We start from the raw sequence: 19,994 nt of genomic DNA on the forward strand, positions 1-19,994 counted from the left end.
AAAAACCAGACATGATGTCTGGTTTTTTACTTAAATTCTTACTTAGATTCTTAAATGAAGTGCAACACAGTTAAATTGGATTAAATGGCGCCACAACATCTGCATTTTGAGCACGATGACGCATGAAATGATCCATCAAAACAATCGCTAGCATCGCTTCAGCAATTGGTGTTGCACGCACACCTACGCAAGGATCATGACGACCTTTGGTTAAAACATCAGTATCTTCACGATCAAGATTAATCGTTTTGCCTGGTGTTGTAATTGAAGCTGTCGGTTTTAGCGCAATCGCAACACGAATATCTTGGCCAGAAGAAATCCCACCAAGAATTCCACCTGCGTGATTCGCTAGAAAACCATCTGTAGTCAATTCATCTCGAGACTCATGACCAAACTGCTCAGCTACTGCAAAACCATCGCCAATCTCTACACCTTTCACTGCATTAATTGACATCATTGCATGTGCAATATCTGCATCTAAACGATCAAAAACTGGCTCTCCCCATCCGACTGGAACATTTTCAGCAATAATTTCGAGCTTTGCACCACAACTTGTCCCTTGCTCACGCAAAGACGTTACCAAGGCTTCAAAACGAGGAACTGCGTTCACATCACCACAGAAGAATGGATTATTAGGCACTTCATTCCAATCTAAAGTTTCTGCTTTCTCAGTACCAATTTGAGTGACATGACCACGGATCACGATTGCAAATTTTTCAGCCAAATATTTCTTGGCAATTGCACCAGCAGCAACTCGCATCGCCGTTTCACGCGCACTTGAACGCCCGCCACCACGGTAATCACGAAAACCGTACTTATGAGTATATGTATAGTCCGCATGACCTGGACGGAAAGTTTCCGCAATATTGCCATAATCTTTTGATTTTTGATCCGTGTTACGAATCAACAAACCAATCGATGTGCCCGTCGTCTTCCCTTCAAACACACCCGAAATAATTTCAACTTGATCAGGTTCTTTACGTTGCGTCGCAAATTTAGATGTACCTGGCTTACGACGATCTAAGTCATGCTGTAAATCTGCTTCACAGAGTTCGATTCCGGGCGGCACACCATCGACAATCGCCATGAGCCCAACACCATGAGATTCACCACAAGTCGTTACACGGAAAAGTTGTCCAATACTATTACCTGCCACGTTCACGACTCCTTATGCTTGAACAGATTGAATAAATAAATCACGGTATTGACGGCATTGCGCTGCTGTTAACGCAAAAATACCTGAACCGCCATTTTTAAAAGTTAACCAATGAAAATCAATAGAATTGAAGTTTTGTTTCATTGCCCACTCTGAATTACCAACTTCAATGACAATCAAACCATCTTCAGTCAAATAATCTGCGGCCTGCGCTAACATTTTACGAACCAAATCCAAACCGTCTTGACCCGCAGCCAAAGCCAATTCTGGTTCATGCAAAAATTCAGCAGGTAAATCTGCCATATCTTCTGCATCTACATAAGGTGGATTTGACACGATTAAATCGTATTGATTTTCGGCTGGAATTTTTGAAAACAAATCAGATTCCAGTAAAGCCACTTCAAACTGCTTATTGTGATGTTCTGCATTAATAGAAGCGACTTCAAGCGCTTCTTTTGAAATATCAGTCGCATCTACTTCTGCTTCAGGAAAAGCATATGCTAATGCAATAGCAATACAACCAGAACCAGTACACATATCTAAAATACGACGTGGCATTTTAGGATGACTATTTATAGGCAGATTATTGGCAGCTTCGCGTGGTTGATGATTTTCATCTAAACAATAGGGTGCAAAACGATTTTGAATTAATTCAGCGATTGGAGAACGTGGAATCAGTACACGCTCATCAACATAATATGGTTTGTCGCAGAAATAAGCCAAATTCAATAAATAAGAGGTTGGAACTTTTTCATTAATACGACGCTCTAATAAGCTGATAAATTCAGCTTTTTCGCTCGGTAGTAATTTTGAATCTAAAATTTCAGGGTTTGCACTCCAATCTAATGCTAGCGTTTGCAATACCAATGCAGAACTTTCAGCAAAGAAATCTTCAGTACCTTGACCTAAGTGAGCATCATATTGACGTAGTGCTGTAACCCCAAAACGGATGAAATCTCGAATCGTGGTTAAGTTTTCAGCTGCTTCCTGTAAATGTTCAGGGCTTATGGTCAGTTGATCCACTTAAAGGTTCTCCAAAGGGCAAAAAATAACGGCTTATGATACCTTGTTTTATCTAATTTTATAAAAATTCTGATCTGAGTGTGCATTAATATTTTTATTTTTTTCTAAAAAACAGTCATTTAATCAATAAACAAACACATTTAGTATGATTTTTTAACGTTCTGACACAATATGCTATCGTTTTTAGAAAATTATCGTGTATAATTCCCTTAACTAGAAAATTTATGTTGTTTCATTAAATCTTTTATTTCGCAGTGTTATTCATAATCCTACGTTTCGTTTCAGATTTTAAGTTTCATTCTTTTTCAAAGTTACAAATGAGTTTTTTAAAACTCGAATTACCAGATTTCCATAGGATTTATATTATGTCTAATACTGTAAAAGGTACTGTTAAGTGGTTTAACGAAACTAAAGGTTTTGGTTTTATTCAACAAGAAAATGGTCCAGACGTTTTCGCTCATTTCAGCGAAATCAAAAGCTCAGGTTTCAAAACTTTAGCTGAAGGCCAACAAGTTGAATTCAGCGTTACTCAAGGTCCTAAAGGTCCTAACGCTGTTGATATCGTTGCTATCTAAGACTTTTAGTCTAAGCAATTGATAAAAAGCGAGGTTTTACCTCGCTTTTTTACGTCTAAATTTTATCAAATCCCATAAGTTCCGCATTGTATTAGATACCTTAAGCGTTTAGTTAGTCTGTTATTTAGCTAAATTTTTTTAGTGATAATCATTAAACTTGATCTGTTCTAGCTTGATTATTTCATCCCACACCCCTATATATAAACAATCTCCTTCATTGCCCCCTCCTATATATGAGTTATAAACATAATAATTTAATGGCCATGCGCCTTAATTACTGGAATGACCAATCTTCTGAAAAAACCCAGAATGAGAAAAGTTTTTTTCAAAAAATCCTGATACAACATGACATCTTTCAGGAAGCAACTCTTGAGGATGCCAAATACTTCTTTTTTTCACTGCCAAGTATCATCATCGTCAAAGGATATGCACTGGGTTTTTTAAACCATACTGTCGTGCAAATGCTTGAACAACATATTGATCAAAATAGAAACTCCCTAATTTCACGTTCAGAATTAAAAATTCAATATCAAATGAATTAATTCTTTGCTTAGGCTATTCTGCATATATAATTCATTGACATTATTTACACTCAATATTCAAATAGTTGAACTATTTTAATACGCTTAATGCATGTAGTATTGTTTACAATGACTTACTTGCTCGGTTCGCTTACAGGATTTTATTTTCATGTCAGATCAGAATGAAAAGCTTAAACAGTTAAAAACCTCATCTATGGATCGACGTCTCTCTATAGCAAAGGCTTCCCTGTTGGCTGGAACACGTTGGGCGGCATCAAATGCGACTTCAATGTTTTCAAGCGAAGAAGAAAAAGATAAAAAACGCAAGCAAGCAATGAAAGAGCAAGCAGACTATCTAGTCGCAGAGATTGGTAAATTAAAAGGTTCAATCGTCAAAATTGGCCAAATGATGGCGCTTTACGGTGAGCACTTTTTACCTGAAGAGGTGACGCAAGCCCTTAACACGCTTAACAATCAAACGGTTGCCCTCGCTTGGCCTGCTATTAAGCAGCAACTTGAAAAGCAGCTAGGCTCTAAACTTAATGACCTGATTATTGACCATGAACCGCTAGGCACAGCATCTCTTGCTCAAGTTCATAGAGCAAGACGTAAATCTGATGGTCTAGAAGTTGTGCTTAAAATTCAATATCCAGGTGTTGCGAGTGCCATTGACTCAGACATGAGTTTATTTAAGAACATGCTTAAATTAACCCGAATGGTTCCTCAAACACGTGAATTTGACCAATGGTTTGATGAAGTTCGTGAAATGATGCATCGCGAAGTAAATTATCGTATTGAAGCTGAAGCCACTCGTCGCTTTGCCTCACGCTTAAAAAATGATTCACGCTATGTTGTGCCACAAATAATTGATCATTATTGTACCGACCAAATACTTTGCATGACTTTTGAACGTGGCGTTCCTATCAATAGCCCAGTTCTCCTTTCACTTCCTCAAGAAAGACGTAATCAATTAGGCGAAGCTTCTCTAGAAATAGCGGTTAGAGAGATTTTTGAATGGGGTGAAATGCAAACTGATCCAAATTTTGGTAACTATTTGGTTCGTTTAGGTGATGGCGAAACGATTGGCGATAAGATCGTACTTCTAGATTTCGGTGCAATTCGTCAATTTGATCATCAATTGTTGAATGTTGCTCGGAATCTGATTACAGCGGGTTACCATCATGACGCAGAACAAATGGTGGATGCGATGCAAGGTTATGATTTCTTTGACGGTATGCCATTGAGCATAAAACCCGATATGGCCAAAGTATTCTTACTGGCAACTGAAGCATTTAGCTCACCTACAAATAATCCAGACTTAACAGCTCAAGTTATGGATGATCAAAATCGTTACGATTGGAAAAAAAGCCAACTGCACAGTCGCGTCATGCAACGTGCTTCAAAATCAATGACTTCTCGTTACTTCTCAGTTCCGCCAAAGGAATTTATGTTTATTAGTCGAAAATTTATTGGTGCATACACGTTTATGACGGTTATTGAAGCGAAAACTAACGTGAGAAAAATGATCCAAAAGTTTATTTAACAACCCAATATATTGGCCGAAATGCACTCTTCATAGATTCTGTCATTTCGGTCAATTCAAATATCGAATTTAAGATTCTACAAAAAAAATAAATGATTAAAATTATGGTGATATATCTATTATTACCACTTATCTAATTTGTCATACTTAGCCAATACATCCGTCAAGGATGACATAGTCTTTTAAAATTTTCCATGTCAGGATGTTCAACATATACAACCGTTGATTCAGGGAAATAACAATGACAAATATGGCAAATAAAGCGCAAGGCTTAGGTTTGGCTTTGATCACAAAAATTGCAGGAAGTGATCTTATCGATCAACTCAAATTACGTAAACTGATTGAAAAATCACTCTATCAAGGATCTCGAACTGGCTTTAAAACGCTTGGCGCGACACAAAAAGTTTTTAGTAACAATAAAAAAAATCCGAAACAACGTCTACCCAATCAGCAAAAGTCACTTTTTGATTTAAATTTGACTGAAGAACAGCAAATGACCGCAGATGCGATGAGCCAATTCGCAACTGAAGTACTTTATCCACTTGCGCACAACGCAGATCACAATGAAACATTCCCACAAGAACTATGGCAACACATTACAGATCTTGGCTTAAACTATTATGCCCTACCTGAAGCATTTGGCGGCGTTGCAGCAGAAAAAAATATCGTCAGTAATGTCCTCATTGCTGAAGAATTAGCAAAAGGTGATTTCTCATTGGCGGCAGGATTACTCTCCACATTTAGTGTGATTAATGCAATTACCCAATGGGGTTCTAAAGAAATACAAAGTCAATATTTGTCGACTTTTGCTGAAGAATCTAATATTCAAGCAACCTTCGCGGTACAAGAAGCCACTCCTGCTTTTAATCCAATGAAATTAAAAACCAAAGCATTGGTTCAAAATGGAAATATCACCATTCAAGGTGAAAAATCGCTGGTGATTTTAGGTGAAGCAGCAGACGTCATTTTACTTAGCGCAGAGTTGAATGGTGCTCCTGAAATCTTTATCGTTCAACGCGATGCAAGTATTAGTTTTAAGAAAAATCCAGCAATGGGTTTGAAAGCCACAGAAACAGTCACCTTAAAATTTAATAACACACCTGCACAACGCTTAGGTGATGAAGACTTTAAATACAATGATTTCTTGGATCTTGGTAATTTAATGTGGTGTGCTATGGCTGTTGGTACTGCTGAAGCGGTTAAAAATTATTGTATTAAATACGCGAACGAACGTATCGCTTTTGGTGAACCTATTTCTCACCGCCAAAGTGTAGCTTTTCTGATTGCAGACATGGCCATCGAAATTGAAGCAATGCGGATCATGGTTTTAAATGCTGCAAGCTTAGCCGAGGCAGGAAAACCATTTCACCGTGAAGCCTACTTGGCACGCATTATATGCGCTGAGAAATCAATGAAAATTGGTACTGACGGCGTACAGCTTCTGGGTGGACATGGCTTCACTAAAGAGCATCCTGTAGAGCGTTGGTATCGTGATTTACGCGCGACCGCAATCGTACATTCTGGCCTACATGCTTAATTAATTAGAATCATTAAAAAAGAATCAGGAAGAATCTCATGAACTTAGAAAATCCTAAAAAATTTCAAATGTTGGTCGATCAAGCTCAACAAACTGCTTTAAATGTACTGCGCCCAATTTCACGCAAATATGATAAAAGTGAGCATAGTTATCCGAAAGAGCTGGATATGCTCGCCTCACTAGTCGATGGCATGAATGATGGTGGTGATGGTATTAATGCAGGTGCAGCAGTCAGTAAACGTGGTGACACCGATCAAGGCAATAAAAATGGTGTCAATATGTCGACAGCGCTTGGTGTCATTGAGATGAGCTATGGCGACACAGGTTTATTGCTGACAATGCCTCGTCAAGGCCTTGGAAACTCTGCTATTGCCGCTGTTGCCAATGATGAACAGCTTGAACGCTTTAAGGGAACTTGGGCTGCAATGGCGATTACAGAACCAGGTTGTGGTTCTGATTCGGCAGCCATTCGTACGTCAGCCACTAAAGATGGCGATGACTATATTCTAAACGGCGAGAAAATCTTTGTAACCTCTGGAGAGCGTGCTGACTCCGTCGTCGTATGGGCAACGTTAGATAAAAAGCTAGGTCGTGCTGCCATTAAATCCTTTGTGGTTCCAAAAGGCACACCAGGAATGAATGTTGAACGCCTAGAACACAAGCTTGGAATTAAAGCTTCAGATACGGCAGTGATTCGTTTCATTGACTGTCGCGTTCCGGCAAGCAACTTACTTGGCAATGCTGAAATCGATGTTGCTAAAGGGTTCGCTGGCGTGATGGAAACCTTTGATAACACCCGTCCTTTAGTTGCTGCAATGGCTGTGGGTTGTGCAAAAGCATCACTTGAAAGAATTAAAGAAATTTTTAAAGATACGCTTGATCTTCAATATTCAACGCCTTATTTACAGACATCCAATATTACAGCCCAAATTTATCGATTAGAAGCTGAATGGGAAGCGGCACGATTACTGACCATGAAAGCAGCGTGGATGGCAGACAATAAAAAGCCAAACTCTCGCGAAGCTTCAATTGCTAAGGCTAAAGCAGCACGTATCTGTAATGAAATTACACTTAAATGCGTAGAGTTAGCAGGAAGTGTGGGTTATGCAGAAGATGAACTTTTAGAAAAATGGGCGCGAGACTCTAAAATTCTAGATATTTTCGAAGGCACACAGCAAATTCAACAGTTGATTATTGCTCGTCGTGAATTAGGAAAAACATCGAGTGAGCTAAAATAAAATGAGTGCTTAAATACATTTTAGCAAAACAATGAACATATTTTGAGGAGAGATGGATTTTAATACGTTGATGTATTATAACAATCCATCTCTTTTTCAAATTAATCATTTGTATGTATGATATTCGGTTAATACAGATTGAAGATAACCCTCAAATCGCTCAAATTATCCGTCATGTTTCTCAAGAATACGGCCTAGCACCAGAATCAGGATTTGCCGTAGCAGATCATGCTTTAGATGATCTCTATAGTGTATACACTCAGAAACATGCACAGTACTGGGTCATTGTCGACCAATCGAACACCGTTTTAGGCGGTGGTGGTCTCTCCCGCCTCCAAGGCGAAGACACCCTACTCGAAATACAAAAAATGTATTTTTCAGAAAAAATTCGTGGCCAAGGATTTGCAAAGAAAATTCTCGAGCTTTGTTTCGAATTTGCAAAACAGTATCACTATCAATACCTATACTTGGAAACAACGCAGCAATTATCGCAAGCCGTAAAGCTCTACGAAAAAATGGGATTTAAACATTTAGAACATGCTTTAGGAAATACGGGACACAGCAATGCTTGCGAAATTAGAATGTTAAAGAAAATTGAATAACACCGCAGCATAGTCGCCGAATGTTAAAGCCTAAACCCTTTTTCTTTCAGGGTTTAGGCTACGATTCAATTTATTTTGTTGCTGAGAGTAACCGATCAATCACACCAAACTTCTTAAATAATTTTGCACGACGTTTAGGGTAAATATTGGCTTTATTCAAGTCACCTTGGTAATGGTCATACACGCGCTGATCCATCATCTTAAACCACCAAGATGGTATTAAAGCCGGTAATAACATACTCGCATACCCATTCGGCAATTCTGGTGCTTCGTCAAAGTGACGCAAAGCTTGGAAAGGTCGTGTTGGATAGGCATGATGATCTGAGTGTCGTTGTAATTGATATAACAAAAGATTGGTGACAATATTGTTATTGTTCCAGCTATGCTCAGGTTTTGTTCTTTCATATTTACCTTGTTCGTCCTGCTGACGAAGCAAGCCATAATGCTCAATATAATTAATGATCTCAAACAGCGTAATACTATAAGCAGATTGTGTCGTTAAATAAGGAATTACACCTTTACCAAATAAAGCCACCATAGAAGAATGAAAAACAGCACTCATTCCCCAGCCCTGCAATAACTCATTGTCCTTTGACCAAAAATTTAAGTTTTTACGCTTTAAACGATTTTTTTCAATTTCTACTGCAGACTTAAAAGATCCAATAACGGTGCGCGGTAAAAACTCATAGAAAGTTTCTCCCATTTTTGAAGATGCTGGATCTTCTGGGGTTGCAGCACGCTTATGATGACCATATGGGTGCTCTACACGGAAATGATTATATCCAGATGGGACCAAGGCCAAGTGCGATAAAATATGATCGATCCGATCAGGCTTATGACTCAATTCATGCGCTGTATTAATAGCTATTCCGTTAATCGCTCCCATGGATACACCAAGGAGCAATTTGTCCACCAAAGAGGTTTCTTTACGACTGGTGAGATAACATGCATAAATATTTGCAGCATATTGAAGAGGGATGAATGACTTCACTAAGCGAGAGTAGTAAGGATCTTTCTCTAATAGTTTCACTTCATCAGCAGATGGGTTGTTATTATCCTTACCAATGAGTGTGTCGATGATTGGAATAATGACATGTAAAACCAACGGCCCGCCTAGAGCGAATACTTTCTTAAGTGGTCGTGGCCCAAAATGGTATCCAGCTAAAATCCCTAATCCAATCACAGGTAATGCTGGGCTGATCATCCAGAGATAACGTTTTTTATCTAGAACCAAACCACTCGGTTTTTGCTCTAAGGTTTGGACATCTTGAATTTTGAGAGGTGCATTCATCTGCTTATTATTCCTTTGTCTTACAATACCTCATATGTTCAGTCAAATATTCAGCGGAAAACAGTTGTAATCGTCCAAATTTACTATGTAAAACACTTTGGCATTTTCGACATCTAATTTGACCTCAAAACACATATGATTGATGTACAATGACATTAGAATCATTATAAGCAATTGAAATTTTATATATTATGGATGCACTCAGCCAAGTTTTCGAAGATATTCACCTCAAGAAAACTGAATATATTTATTTGCAAACAGAAGGCAATTGGAAGGTTGAACTCTCAGATCAACCCGCCATCATGACGCATATCATCTTATATGGTGAAACTTACTTAGAATGTAAGAATGGAGAAACGCTTCATTTAAACGCAGGTGATATGGTCATCATTCCATCAGGAATGTCTCATACACTGCAAAGCCATCAAGACAATAATCTGGTTGCTCAAGAAAATATTGATCATTTATTCGAAGGCTTAAAATCTGATGCCATTTTTTTAGGTCAACCGAATGCACGCAATAAAAGTTTAATTTTTAGCATTAAATCACAGATGGATCGGATTATGGGCAGCCCATTGATCCAAGCACTTCCCACTTTTATCCATTTAAAAAATGCGCTTAACTCACAAGAACCAGAATGGTTAAGAATCGGTTTATATTTTGTCGCAGATGAGAATAGAAGTAATCAACCCGGTCGACACAAAATTATGGATCATGTCGTAAACATCATGTTGATCGAATGTGTCCGAGATTATATCTCCAATCTAACCGATCAAAATAATTGGCTGAATGCGCTTACCCATACCGAACTCAGCCCTGCTTTTTCAGCTATTCACAGCCAACCTGAAATCAATTGGACTGTCGAATCCTTAGCAAAAACTTGCTGTATGTCTCGGTCCAAGTTTGCCAGCCTGTTCCAACAAGTTGCGGATGAAACACCTCTGGCTTATTTGAAACAACATCGATTACGTTTAGCCAGCCAGTTTTTAAGAACTGGGCAATTATCGATTCAACAAATTGCACATCGCGTTGGATATTCTTCGGAAACAGCTTTTAGTCAAACCTTTAAAAAATATTACCTGTGTACGCCAAGCCAATATCGACAACAAAACAGCCATACGATATAAATTACATTGTTTTATCACATTCTTATAAAGATAAAAAAAAGCGCCGAAGCGCTTTTTTTTATTTACTTAATTTTAGCTTTCGACTTCAAATACTCGGTATAGTCTTTTAACAACTCTTTACCTCGATAATCTTGGTACAAGCGCGTCAATTGCTGATTCTCTTCAGCGGACAAAGAATCCACAGATGGTTTTACAACATCTGCAATCGCAACAATCACCATCTCATTCGGCAGTGCAACAGTTCCCACTGACCACATACCTGCCTTAGGCGGAACAAGACTAAAAGCGGTACGTTCAATTTCACGCTTCAAACCTTTCGAACGAGTAAACACACCTGCATTTTCAAAATTCTGATTATGCTTCGCTAATACTTGTTGTGACGGCATCGTTTTAAAGTCTGCAAGCATTGTTGATACTTTAGCTTTAGCAGCTTCATAAGCTTTCTGATTAATCAGCTTGGCTTTTACACGCTCAGTGGCTTTCTCAAGCGGCTGAACACCTGCTGCTGTATAATCACGTACTTTAATCCACACTGTATGACCATTCGCAAGCTGAATATTACTTGAAGCATTGCGATCACCATTTTTAACATCTTCATTAAATAATTTTACTTTAACTGCAGGATCTGCCAATACAGGATCTTGTGTCGCTAAAGAAACATCTTTAAGAGATTTTACTTGCGCAGATTTAATTTCTTGAGTCACCACATCAAGCGCATCACTATCAACCACCAACTCATTTAAACCATTGACCAAATCTGCATAAGCATTTGCCGCTTTAGATTGACGAACTTCTGCAGTCAAACGTGCTTTTTCAGCTTCAAAACTAGGTGCAGCAGTAGCTGCCGTATTTGCTTGAATAATATGATAACCAAATTCAGTTTTAACAGGTTTTGATACCGCACCTTTCGATGCAATTACAGCTTGATCGAATGTATCACCAAATACACCCGCTGCATAACCGTCCACAACACCGGCTGCTGACTTTGAACCTGGATCTTCAGAGTATTGTGCTACAGCATCAGCAAAACTCAAACCTTGTTGAATTTTTGCATAGACTTCATTTGCTAATTTCTCAGCCGCAGCTGCAGTACGGTTTTCAGTTAGAATTAAAATATGCTTAACATCAACTTTTGCTTCTTTTTGCTGTTTTGCGACAAACTGATCATAAGCTTGCTTTAAATCTGCTTCCGTAACATCTGTATTTGCTTTTACTGCCATTTCTGGAGTCACAACCACATAATCCACATCTACAGTTGCGGATTGTTTGAATTGATTTGGATGCTTGTTGTAATAATCTGCTATTTCTTGATTGCTAACTTTTACGCCTTTCTTATAATCATCTAATTTGATCGAAGATAAAAATAAACTACGCTGTTCAGATTGCAAATTTGAAATTTGTTGAACATCTAAAGGATTCACTAATGAATTGTTGGTAATCGCTGAAACCAACATATTCAAACCATGATCTTGACGAATATTGTTAATCAACGATTGATTGGTCATACCCACTGAACGTAGATAGTTCTCATAAGTTTTTTGATCAAATTTACCATTCAATTGAAGACTCGGTTGTTGTGCGATCATCTGCTCAATTTGGGTATCGCTCAACGTAATCCCGAGTTTTTCAGCTTGCTGAATCAGTAATGCACGATCAATTAAACCATCTAATGCAAATTTTTCAATATATGATTGATTTAATAGAGACTCATCACCCTGAACCATTTGTAAAAATTGATCTTTATAATTTTTCGTTTGATTTTCTAACTCAGTGTTAGAGATTTCTAAATCATTAACAGTCTTCGCAATTCCGTCTTTATTTCCACCACTAAAATATCCCTCGATACCCACCAAGGCTAATGGTGTCAAGAATAAAACAAGTAGGACTTTGCCGAGCCACCCCTTAATGAGTTTACGAAACGATTCCATGAGTATTCCAATATTTTATTTCAATGTGATTCTAACTGATATTCAAAAATGAATGAATGAGAACATCAGTATAATTTTTATTATTTAATAAAAAACGCGCCGAAAGTTGGCGCGTTTTTTATTAGATGCTGTTAAGCAACAGAATCTTTAAGCCCTTTACCTGCTTTGAAGCTTGGTACTTTGCTTGCTTTAATTTGAAGCTCTTCACCAGTTTTAGGGTTACGACCAGTACGTGCTGCACGATCTTTAACGCTAAATGTACCAAAACCAACTAAAGTTACAGTATCACCCTTTTTCAACGCTTCACCAATAGAAGCAATAGTCGCGTCCAATGCTTTACCTGCATCAGTCTTAGACAATCCCCCTTTCTCTGCAATCGCGTCGATCAATTCTGATTTATTCATGAAGATTACGTCCTCTTATATCGTTTGTTTAAAGTCCAAGGCTATAATTAAAAAAGGCCATGACGACTTTATAGCAATGCTTTGGGGGAAAAGGCAATACTACTCAGCTGCTTTTCACAAAAATAACCCGCAAAAAATGATAAAAGCATCAAATTAAGGTCTTTTGAATCACTTTTTACGAAGTTGCTCGATTAATTTTTGATTCTGCTCCACCAGCACCTCTACCTTGCCGTGCAAATCTAAAATTAAACCTTCTAAATGCTGAATATCCTTAGCCGTCACTAAACCAATCTTATTCAACGATGAGCTCACACGATGATCTAGAAGCTTCTCTACCTTATCTTTAGTATCCGTCACAGATTCTCTGGTTTTTTCAGCAACCTTAACCACTGTCTGATCTGTAATCTCAACTGTTTTTGACTCCAACTCCTCACCCACTTTAACCAAGGAGTCGAACATCTTATTGCCTTCTTCTTCTGCACGCGAAAATGCACCCAAACCGGCCAACCAAATTTGTTTCGTGTACTTTCGAAAGTCTAAAGAAGATTTACGATGCTGTTTTGTCTTTTTTTCAAGTGAGTTTTCTTCTTCATCTTGTACTTTTTGTTGATGATCGTTATTCATTTTTTCATCCACTTGACCACTCCTGTATGTTTTCTGTGCTTTACATGCATATTCTGCACAAAATAGAATAATATTATCAAACTATGCACTTGAACCTTTTGTAAAACTGTTCTACAAAGCAATATAAATTAAATTTCTAAATGAATACCAGTAACTTTAATTTTGTTTTAACGAGGAAATGTAAACTTGAATAGGATTCTTTTATGAGTGATTCGCAACAACAACAGGGTCATACTCGCTTGTTGCTTAACATTGCTATGGTTGTCTTAGAAACATTTTATTCGTTTGTTTTAAAACACGATCGAGTGGTTCGCCTACAAGCAAAAAAGCTGATAGAACAAGAATCTACAATAAGAATCAATAGTTACATCCCTTATTTTGATTTTTACATTCAATTTACCAACAAAGGTCTATTGTTTGATCTCATCGCTCCAGAAAAAGAAGTGGATCTTTCACTGAGCAGTACACTTATAGATTTAATACAAGTTTTTGTATTCGCTAACCGTCGCAGCTTAAAAAAAATGCGAATCGAAGGCGATGCAATGATGAAAGATGAATTTCGTGATCTCCTTTTGAACCTTTCTATACCTAAACTACTTTCAGATTGGAAAACTTGGCTATCTAGTGAAGATGATGAGAGTACAATCTCCTCGAATAAGCGTCTTACCCCTTTGCTTGAAAAAATTGATTTGCAGCGCTCAAAAATTAACACCCTGCAAGTTGAAGTAAAACAATACAAAAATCGTGTGAAACGCTTACAGCGCAATCAGAAAAGAATTAACATCGCTTTTAGTCTTACATCGATTCTTTTTATCGCTTTAATCGTTTATAATTTGTTTTATATTTAACATTATAATGAATAAAAATAAGTTCAAATTACCTTTAACTATAATTCCGACTTATTTAGTAGGTTTTAGTAAATAATACTTGACTAATTTAGTCAGGATTCCTAAAATTCATACATCTAGCCTTACACGTGTATCGGATCATGCGCTTAACCACTCGCGGTCGCTACGCAGTGACTGCTTTACTTGATTTAGCATTGCAGCCACCAGAGCAAATAATAACTTTAGCTGAAATTGCAACACGACAAACAATTTCGGTTGCTTATTTAGAGCAACTTTTCGCTAAATTAAAACGCCATGGTTTGGTTTTAAGTGTCCGTGGTGCAAATGGTGGATACCATTTAGCGCGTAAAGCTGAAGAAATAACTGTTTTAGAAATCATCGAAGCTGTAAACGAAACGGTTGATGCCACTCGCTGTGACCATAAGGGCAATTGTCAAAATGGTGCGATGTGCTTAACTCATGATTTATGGCAAGAACTCTCCCTCCATATTGCCGACTATCTAGCGAAAATCACTCTTGCTGATTTGGTTTCGCGTGACAATGTACAAACCGTTGCCATTCGCCAAACAACACCCCCTATTGATTTAGCCCTTTTATCGGTTACAGGTATTTGACATGAAACGTCCTATTTATCTTGATTATGCAGCAACAACTCCTGTAGACCCACAAGTCGCAGAGCGCATGATGGAATGCCTTACTTTTGATGGTACTTTTGGTAATCCTGCATCTCGTTCGCATGCTTATGGTTGGCAAGCTGAAGAAAAAGCAGAATATGCGCGTGAACAAGTTGCAAACCTGATCAAAGCAGATCCGCGTGAAATTGTTTGGACTTCTGGTGCTACTGAATCTGACAACCTTGCACTTAAAGGTATTGCTCAGTTTTATGCATCTAAAGGCAAGCATATCATCACCAGTAAAATTGAACACAAAGCTATTTTAGATACTTGTCGTGAATTAGAGCAAGAAGGCTTTGAAATTACCTATTTAGAGCCACAACCACAAACAGGTTTAATCACACCTGACATGGTTAAAGCTGCGCTTCGTCCAGACACCATTCTTGTTTCCCTCATGATGGTTAACAACGAAATTGGTACTGTGACTGATGTTGCTGCGATTGGTGAATTAACGCGTGCAAACAAAACATATTTCCATGTAGATGCTGCGCAAGCTGCGGGCAAAGTTGAAATTGACTTATCGGTTATGAAAGTTGATTTAATGAGCTTTTCAGCACATAAAATTTATGGTCCTAAAGGGATTGGCGCACTCTTTGTACGTCGCTCTCCTCGCGTTCGTCTTAAAGCACAAATGCATGGCGGTGGTCATGAACGTGGTATGCGTTCTGGTACCCTTGCTACGCATCAAATTGTGGGCATGGGCGAAGCATTTGAAATTGCTGGCAAGAATCTTGAGTCTGAACAAAAACGTATTCGCGCACTTCGCGACAAACTTTGGAATGGCGTTCAAGGCCTTGAACAAGTTTTCCTTAACGGCCATCCAACACAAAACGTTGCAAACTACTTAAACGTGAGTTTCAACTTTGTCGAAGGTGAATCGTTGATGATGGCCTTGAAAGATGCTGCAGTATCTTCAGGTTCTGCATGTACATCTGCAACCTTAGAGCCGTCTTACGTACTTCGTGCATTGGGTCTTTCTGACGAACTTGCACACAGTTCAATTCGTTTCAGCTTTGGTACTTACACGACTGAAGAAGATATCGATCACGTAATTGAAGTCACTAAAACAGCAGTACAAAAGCTACGTGATCTTTCACCGCTTTGGGATATGTTCAAAGAAGGCATCGACTTATCTAAAGTTGAATGGACTGAACACTAATACGGTACAAAACACTGGAGCATTTTATTGAATTCTCATTGATTTTTAATAAAATGTCTCCATATTAATATTATCAGGCAGACCCCGAGTTTTGGAGACGCATCATGGCTTATAGCGAAAAAGTAATTGATCATTACGAAAACCCTCGTAATGTTGGCGTTTTAGATAAAAATGCTGAAAATGTGGGTACAGGTATGGTCGGTGCACCGGCTTGTGGTGACGTTATGCGTCTACAAATTCAAGTCGATGATAACGGTATTATTGAAGAAGCACGCTTCAAAACTTACGGTTGCGGCTCTGCAATTGCATCAAGTTCTTTGGTGACTGAATGGTTAAAAGGTAAAACCTTAGATCAAGCACAAGCTATTAAGAACATTGATATTGCAACTGAGCTTGCGCTTCCTCCTGTGAAAGTACACTGTTCAGTACTTGCAGAAGATGCGATTAAAGCAGCTGTAGAAGATTACCGTAGTAAAAAAGCGACTGTTTAATTACTGCTTTTATTGATAATTGAATGGAGTTTTCATGATCAATTTAACTGAAGGTGCTGCAACCCACATCAGCAATTATTTACTGAGTCGCGGTAAGGGTGAAGGCATTCGCGTTGGTGTGAAAACTTCTGGATGTTCAGGCTTGGCCTATGTACTCGAATTTGTAGATGAAATCGATACACACGATCAAGTATTTGAACAGTTTGGTGTAAAGGTTTTTGTTGATCCTAAAAGCCTAGTCTATCTTGAAGGTATGGAGATGGATTACGTGAAAAATGGTTTGAACGAAGGCTTTGAGTTTAATAACCCAAACAAAAAAGGCGAATGTGGTTGTGGTGAATCGTTCACGATATAATCTACCCCGCTTTACGTTTCCCAATTAAAACAGTGTCCAACACTGTTTTAATTTTATAAACCCTCTTTGTTTTACTGCATCACTATCTTGGAATTTTCTCCCAATGAATCATTTTGAGTTGTTCAATCTACCTGCAGCACTCGATATTGATTTAGCAATTTTAAAAACTAATTTTTTAAAATTGCAGCAACAATATCATCCTGACAAAGCAGAAGATAAAAACCAAGCATTGATTAAATCGAGTGAAATTAATCAAGCATTTAAGGTTTTATCAAATGTTGACAGTCGCGCAGGCTATTTGTTGGCACTCAAAAAACAAGATCATCATTTAGATCAATCGATCAGTGACTTCGAGTTTTTACAATCTGCTTTAGAAATCCGTGAGCAATTGGATGAAGCTGTTGAAACAGAACAATTGCAATCACTTAAGCGCGAAGTGCAACAGTGGATTGATGGCTTAGTTCGCGAATTCAAAATTGATTTCGACGCTGAAGACTGGCCAGAATCACGTGATACGGTTCGTAAATTACGTTTCTTCGTTAAAGTGATGAACGATATCTTAAAAGCTGAAGATCGTATTTTAGATGATGAAGATTTCGATTTAGATGATGAATTCTAATTTTACTTTTTTGACTTATTTTCAAGGGACTTAACACATGGCACTCTTGCAAATTGCAGAACCTGGACAATCAAGTGCGCCACATGAACATCGTATTGCGATCGGCATTGATTTAGGCACCACTCATTCACTTGTGGCAACTGTACTTTCGGGCAAAACTAAAGTACTCAATGACGAACAAGGTCGTGTGTTACTTCCTTCAGTTATACATTATGCTCAACAAGACACGCAATTTGGCTATGACGCCAGCCCATTTATAACAACTGATCCAAAAAATACGATTGTCTCCATTAAACGTTTTATGGGGCGCTCTAAAGCAGATATTAAGTTTCAACACCCGTATGCTTTAGTGGGCGAAGATCATCAAATGCCTGCATTTGAAACTGCACAAGGTCGTAAAACTCCTGTCGAAATTTCTGCTGAACTGTTAATGCAGTTAAAAGAACGTGCAGAAGCCAGCTTAAAGAATCCAATTAATGGTGCTGTTATTACAGTCCCTGCCTATTTTGACGAAGCACAACGCCAAGCAACGCGTGATGCAGCAGAACTCGCTGGGTTAAATGTTTTACGTTTACTCAATGAACCTACAGCAGCAGCGGTTGCTTATGGTTTGGATCAAGTCTCTAACTTAGAAAATGATCGTAATTATGTGATTTACGACTTAGGTGGTGGAACTTTTGACGTTTCGATCTTACGTTTTACCCAAGGTGTATTTGAAGTTTTAGCCACAGGTGGTCATACCGCACTAGGTGGTGATGACTTAGATCGTCTTATCGTGAAATGGGCGAAGAAACAGCTCAATATTGAAACCCTAGATGATGCTGAGTTTGCACATTTCATGGTTTCTGCGCGTAAAGCAAAAGAAGCATTGTCTGAACAAGATACTGTTCAACTCAAATTATTAGAGCATAGCCTTACACTAACGCGCCCAGTATTTGAAGACATTATTAAAGTTGCTTTAGATAAAACCATCAGCGTTTGTAAACGTGTATTACGTGATGCAAAATTAGAATTGAGCGACATTCAAAGTGTTGTATTGGTCGGTGGCTCTACCCGCTCTTATGCGGTGAAAAATGCAGTTGCGGAAGTGTTCAGTCAAGAACCTTTATGCACGATTAATCCAGATGAAGTCGTTACTATTGGCGCGGCCATTACCGCAAATCAATTGATTGGTAATAGTACTGATGGATCTCTGCTACTCGATGTTACGCCTTTGTCACTCGGTATTGAGACCATGGGCGGTTTGGTTGAACGCTTAATCTCACGTAATACCGCAATTCCTGTTGCGCGACGCCAAGAATTTACGACGTATCAAGATGGTCAAACTGCCATGTTGATTCATGTCGTTCAAGGTGAACGTGATTTGGTTGAACATTGCCGTAGTTTGGGTCGTTTTGTACTGCGTGGCATTCCACCAATGACTGCTGGTCAAGCACGTATTGAAGTGACTTATCAAGTCGATGCAGATGGCTTACTTGCTGTTTCTGCGCGCGAAACCACGTCCAATGTTTCAGCTCAAATTGACATTAAACCTTCTTATGGTTTGTCTGATACAGATATGGAACGTTTACTCGTCGATGGCTTTAAATTTGCAGCAGAAGACAAAGCGCTGCGTCATCTTCAAGAAACTAAAGTTGAAGCGCAACGTGAACTTGAGGCACTAGAACAAGCGCTTAAAGTCGATGCGACCTTGTTAACTGAGATTGAGCTTAAAGATTTAAATATCGCTAAGGTTGCTCTTCAAAATACTTTGCAGACCGATGATATCGATCTGATTGAGAAAGCAATTGAAGTACTCAAAAGCCATAGTGATGAATTTGCAGCAAAACGCATGAATCAACATATTGACCATGCACTTAAAGGTACTAAGCTTGACGATTGGTCAAACTCAAACTAAAGAATAGGTAATGATATGCCACGTATTAAAGTTCTTCCACATGCGCAAATTTGCCCTGAAGGTGCTGAGTTTGAAGTTGAGCAAAGTGCCAATCTTTGCCAAAGCCTTTTAGATAACGGCATTAAAATCGAACACGCTTGTGATATGTCCGCTGCATGTACAACATGTCATGTTGTTGTACGTAAAGGTTTTGATGCACTTGAAGAAATGAATGATGTTGAAGCAGATTTGCTCGATCGAGCTTGGGGTTTAGAGCCAGACTCACGTCTCTCTTGCCAGGTGAAAATTGAAAATGATGATTTAATCGTAGAAATTCCAAAGTACACGATTAACCATGCTTCAGAAAACCACTAAAACTTTTTGAATATTCAAAAAAGGTCAC

21 protein-coding genes are annotated in these 19,994 nt (G+C 38.5%); 15 read left to right on the top strand and 6 right to left on the bottom strand.

The genetic code is table 11. From position 1 onward, the window contains the following. Positions 1-70: 70 nt before the first annotated feature. Together aroC and prmB are read right to left on the bottom strand one after the other, a co-directional pair. Positions 71-1,156 carry a chorismate synthase gene (gene aroC, locus V5M36_RS08685; RefSeq protein WP_338557991.1) on the bottom strand — a complete coding sequence of 362 codons (1,086 nt, stop codon included), beginning with the start codon at positions 1,154-1,156 and terminating at the stop codon, positions 71-73. A 12-nt stretch (positions 1,157-1,168) separates the two neighbouring features. After that, complete coding sequence (gene prmB, locus V5M36_RS08690) at positions 1,169-2,179, bottom strand: 50S ribosomal protein L3 N(5)-glutamine methyltransferase (RefSeq protein ID WP_338557994.1); 1,011 nt, start codon at positions 2,177-2,179, stop codon at positions 1,169-1,171. Positions 2,180-2,544: 365 nt separating this feature from the next. Between prmB and V5M36_RS08695 the strand changes: the two genes are divergently transcribed. The 6 genes from V5M36_RS08695 to V5M36_RS08720 all read left to right on the top strand — a co-directional run bounded on the left by V5M36_RS08695 (position 2,545) and on the right by V5M36_RS08720 (position 8,195). After that, the gene (locus V5M36_RS08695) at positions 2,545-2,754 is read left to right on the top strand and encodes a cold-shock protein (protein ID WP_067659077.1); all 210 of its coding nucleotides are present in this window, start codon (positions 2,545-2,547) and stop codon (positions 2,752-2,754) included. A gap of 233 nt (positions 2,755-2,987) precedes the next feature. Continuing rightward, positions 2,988-3,296 carry a hypothetical protein gene (locus V5M36_RS08700; protein ID WP_338558000.1) on the top strand — a complete coding sequence of 103 codons (309 nt, stop codon included), beginning with the start codon at positions 2,988-2,990 and terminating at the stop codon, positions 3,294-3,296. 148 nt (positions 3,297-3,444) lie between these two features. Next, positions 3,445-4,818, top strand: coding sequence for an ABC1 kinase family protein (locus V5M36_RS08705; protein WP_338558002.1), 1,374 nt, complete (start codon positions 3,445-3,447; stop codon positions 4,816-4,818). 241 nt (positions 4,819-5,059) lie between these two features. Continuing rightward, complete coding sequence (locus tag V5M36_RS08710) at positions 5,060-6,355, top strand: acyl-CoA dehydrogenase family protein (RefSeq protein WP_338558003.1); 1,296 nt, start codon at positions 5,060-5,062, stop codon at positions 6,353-6,355. Between the two features lie 38 nt (positions 6,356-6,393). Further along, the gene (locus tag V5M36_RS08715) at positions 6,394-7,593 is read left to right on the top strand and encodes an acyl-CoA dehydrogenase family protein (RefSeq protein WP_338558004.1); all 1,200 of its coding nucleotides are present in this window, start codon (positions 6,394-6,396) and stop codon (positions 7,591-7,593) included. Positions 7,594-7,706: 113 nt separating this feature from the next. Beyond that, a complete protein-coding gene (locus V5M36_RS08720; protein WP_338558005.1) occupies positions 7,707-8,195 on the top strand; it encodes a GNAT family N-acetyltransferase in 489 nt (162 codons plus the stop codon). 70 nt (positions 8,196-8,265) lie between these two features. Here the strand turns inward: V5M36_RS08720 and V5M36_RS08725 are convergent, their stop codons facing one another. Continuing rightward, positions 8,266-9,486 (bottom strand): alkane 1-monooxygenase, encoded by a 1,221-nt coding sequence (locus tag V5M36_RS08725; protein WP_338558007.1) that lies wholly within the window; start codon positions 9,484-9,486, stop codon positions 8,266-8,268. A 191-nt stretch (positions 9,487-9,677) separates the two neighbouring features. Here V5M36_RS08725 and V5M36_RS08730 point away from each other — a divergent pair, with 191 nt between their 5' ends. Beyond that, complete coding sequence (locus tag V5M36_RS08730; protein WP_338558008.1) at positions 9,678-10,613, top strand: AraC family transcriptional regulator; 936 nt, start codon at positions 9,678-9,680, stop codon at positions 10,611-10,613. Positions 10,614-10,675: 62 nt separating this feature from the next. On the opposite strand, the gene V5M36_RS08735 is transcribed toward V5M36_RS08730, so the two are convergent. From V5M36_RS08735 to V5M36_RS08745, 3 genes are all read right to left on the bottom strand, one after another. Next, positions 10,676-12,541, bottom strand: coding sequence for a SurA N-terminal domain-containing protein (locus tag V5M36_RS08735; protein ID WP_338558009.1), 1,866 nt, complete (start codon positions 12,539-12,541; stop codon positions 10,676-10,678). Between the two features lie 131 nt (positions 12,542-12,672). Further along, a complete protein-coding gene (locus V5M36_RS08740) occupies positions 12,673-12,945 on the bottom strand; it encodes an HU family DNA-binding protein (protein ID WP_067659107.1) in 273 nt (90 codons plus the stop codon). A gap of 168 nt (positions 12,946-13,113) precedes the next feature. Continuing rightward, the gene (locus V5M36_RS08745; RefSeq protein WP_338558012.1) at positions 13,114-13,569 is read right to left on the bottom strand and encodes a phasin family protein; all 456 of its coding nucleotides are present in this window, start codon (positions 13,567-13,569) and stop codon (positions 13,114-13,116) included. 203 nt (positions 13,570-13,772) lie between these two features. Between V5M36_RS08745 and V5M36_RS08750 the strand changes: the two genes are divergently transcribed. The 8 genes from V5M36_RS08750 (at position 13,773) to fdx (ending at position 19,966) form a co-directional block, all read left to right on the top strand. Then, entirely contained in the window at positions 13,773-14,417 is a 645-nt protein-coding gene (locus tag V5M36_RS08750) for a hypothetical protein (RefSeq protein ID WP_338558013.1), read from the top strand. A gap of 140 nt (positions 14,418-14,557) precedes the next feature. Then, positions 14,558-15,031: an Rrf2 family transcriptional regulator gene (locus V5M36_RS08755; protein ID WP_338558015.1), complete on the top strand. Its 474-nt coding sequence runs from the start codon at positions 14,558-14,560 to the stop codon at positions 15,029-15,031. A gap of 1 nt (position 15,032) precedes the next feature. After that, entirely contained in the window at positions 15,033-16,250 is a 1,218-nt protein-coding gene (locus tag V5M36_RS08760; protein ID WP_338558016.1) for an IscS subfamily cysteine desulfurase, read from the top strand. A gap of 104 nt (positions 16,251-16,354) precedes the next feature. Further along, entirely contained in the window at positions 16,355-16,741 is a 387-nt protein-coding gene (gene iscU / locus V5M36_RS08765) for a Fe-S cluster assembly scaffold IscU (protein ID WP_338558017.1), read from the top strand. A gap of 34 nt (positions 16,742-16,775) precedes the next feature. Further along, positions 16,776-17,096, top strand: coding sequence for an iron-sulfur cluster assembly protein IscA (iscA, locus tag V5M36_RS08770; protein ID WP_338558018.1), 321 nt, complete (start codon positions 16,776-16,778; stop codon positions 17,094-17,096). Positions 17,097-17,199: 103 nt separating this feature from the next. Continuing rightward, the gene (gene hscB / locus V5M36_RS08775; RefSeq protein ID WP_338558020.1) at positions 17,200-17,715 is read left to right on the top strand and encodes a Fe-S protein assembly co-chaperone HscB; all 516 of its coding nucleotides are present in this window, start codon (positions 17,200-17,202) and stop codon (positions 17,713-17,715) included. 37 nt (positions 17,716-17,752) lie between these two features. Further along, entirely contained in the window at positions 17,753-19,612 is a 1,860-nt protein-coding gene (gene hscA / locus V5M36_RS08780) for a Fe-S protein assembly chaperone HscA (RefSeq protein WP_338558021.1), read from the top strand. Between the two features lie 15 nt (positions 19,613-19,627). Further along, complete coding sequence (gene fdx, locus V5M36_RS08785) at positions 19,628-19,966, top strand: ISC system 2Fe-2S type ferredoxin (RefSeq protein WP_338558023.1); 339 nt, start codon at positions 19,628-19,630, stop codon at positions 19,964-19,966. Positions 19,967-19,994 lie beyond the last annotated feature (28 nt).

Source organism: Acinetobacter sp. KS-LM10, assembly GCF_036896575.1.
GTDB classification, from domain to species: Bacteria; Pseudomonadota; Gammaproteobacteria; order Pseudomonadales; family Moraxellaceae; genus Acinetobacter; species Acinetobacter avistercoris.

What these genes read in the sequence shown, in the direction of transcription:
- V5M36_RS08730 (WP_338558008.1), top strand. Translation starts at nt 9,678, where the DNA reads ATGGATGCACTCAGCCAAGTTTTCGAAGATATTCACCTCAAGAAAACT.
- V5M36_RS08750 (WP_338558013.1), top strand. Translation starts at nt 13,773, where the DNA reads ATGAGTGATTCGCAACAACAACAGGGTCATACTCGCTTGTTGCTTAAC.
- V5M36_RS08710 (WP_338558003.1), top strand. Translation starts at nt 5,060, where the DNA reads ATGACAAATATGGCAAATAAAGCGCAAGGCTTAGGTTTGGCTTTGATC.
- V5M36_RS08725 (WP_338558007.1), bottom strand. Translation starts at nt 9,486, where the DNA reads ATGAATGCACCTCTCAAAATTCAAGATGTCCAAACCTTAGAGCAAAAA.
- V5M36_RS08755 (WP_338558015.1), top strand. Translation starts at nt 14,558, where the DNA reads ATGCGCTTAACCACTCGCGGTCGCTACGCAGTGACTGCTTTACTTGAT.
- V5M36_RS08740 (WP_067659107.1), bottom strand. Translation starts at nt 12,945, where the DNA reads ATGAATAAATCAGAATTGATCGACGCGATTGCAGAGAAAGGGGGATTG.
- iscA (WP_338558018.1), top strand. Translation starts at nt 16,776, where the DNA reads ATGATCAATTTAACTGAAGGTGCTGCAACCCACATCAGCAATTATTTA.
- V5M36_RS08695 (WP_067659077.1), top strand. Translation starts at nt 2,545, where the DNA reads ATGTCTAATACTGTAAAAGGTACTGTTAAGTGGTTTAACGAAACTAAA.
- V5M36_RS08700 (WP_338558000.1), top strand. Translation starts at nt 2,988, where the DNA reads ATGAGTTATAAACATAATAATTTAATGGCCATGCGCCTTAATTACTGG.
- fdx (WP_338558023.1), top strand. Translation starts at nt 19,628, where the DNA reads ATGCCACGTATTAAAGTTCTTCCACATGCGCAAATTTGCCCTGAAGGT.
- iscU (WP_338558017.1), top strand. Translation starts at nt 16,355, where the DNA reads ATGGCTTATAGCGAAAAAGTAATTGATCATTACGAAAACCCTCGTAAT.
- V5M36_RS08745 (WP_338558012.1), bottom strand. Translation starts at nt 13,569, where the DNA reads ATGAATAACGATCATCAACAAAAAGTACAAGATGAAGAAGAAAACTCA.
- hscB (WP_338558020.1), top strand. Translation starts at nt 17,200, where the DNA reads ATGAATCATTTTGAGTTGTTCAATCTACCTGCAGCACTCGATATTGAT.
- V5M36_RS08720 (WP_338558005.1), top strand. Translation starts at nt 7,707, where the DNA reads ATGTATGATATTCGGTTAATACAGATTGAAGATAACCCTCAAATCGCT.
- V5M36_RS08705 (WP_338558002.1), top strand. Translation starts at nt 3,445, where the DNA reads ATGTCAGATCAGAATGAAAAGCTTAAACAGTTAAAAACCTCATCTATG.
- V5M36_RS08760 (WP_338558016.1), top strand. Translation starts at nt 15,033, where the DNA reads ATGAAACGTCCTATTTATCTTGATTATGCAGCAACAACTCCTGTAGAC.
- hscA (WP_338558021.1), top strand. Translation starts at nt 17,753, where the DNA reads ATGGCACTCTTGCAAATTGCAGAACCTGGACAATCAAGTGCGCCACAT.
- V5M36_RS08735 (WP_338558009.1), bottom strand. Translation starts at nt 12,541, where the DNA reads ATGGAATCGTTTCGTAAACTCATTAAGGGGTGGCTCGGCAAAGTCCTA.
- V5M36_RS08715 (WP_338558004.1), top strand. Translation starts at nt 6,394, where the DNA reads ATGAACTTAGAAAATCCTAAAAAATTTCAAATGTTGGTCGATCAAGCT.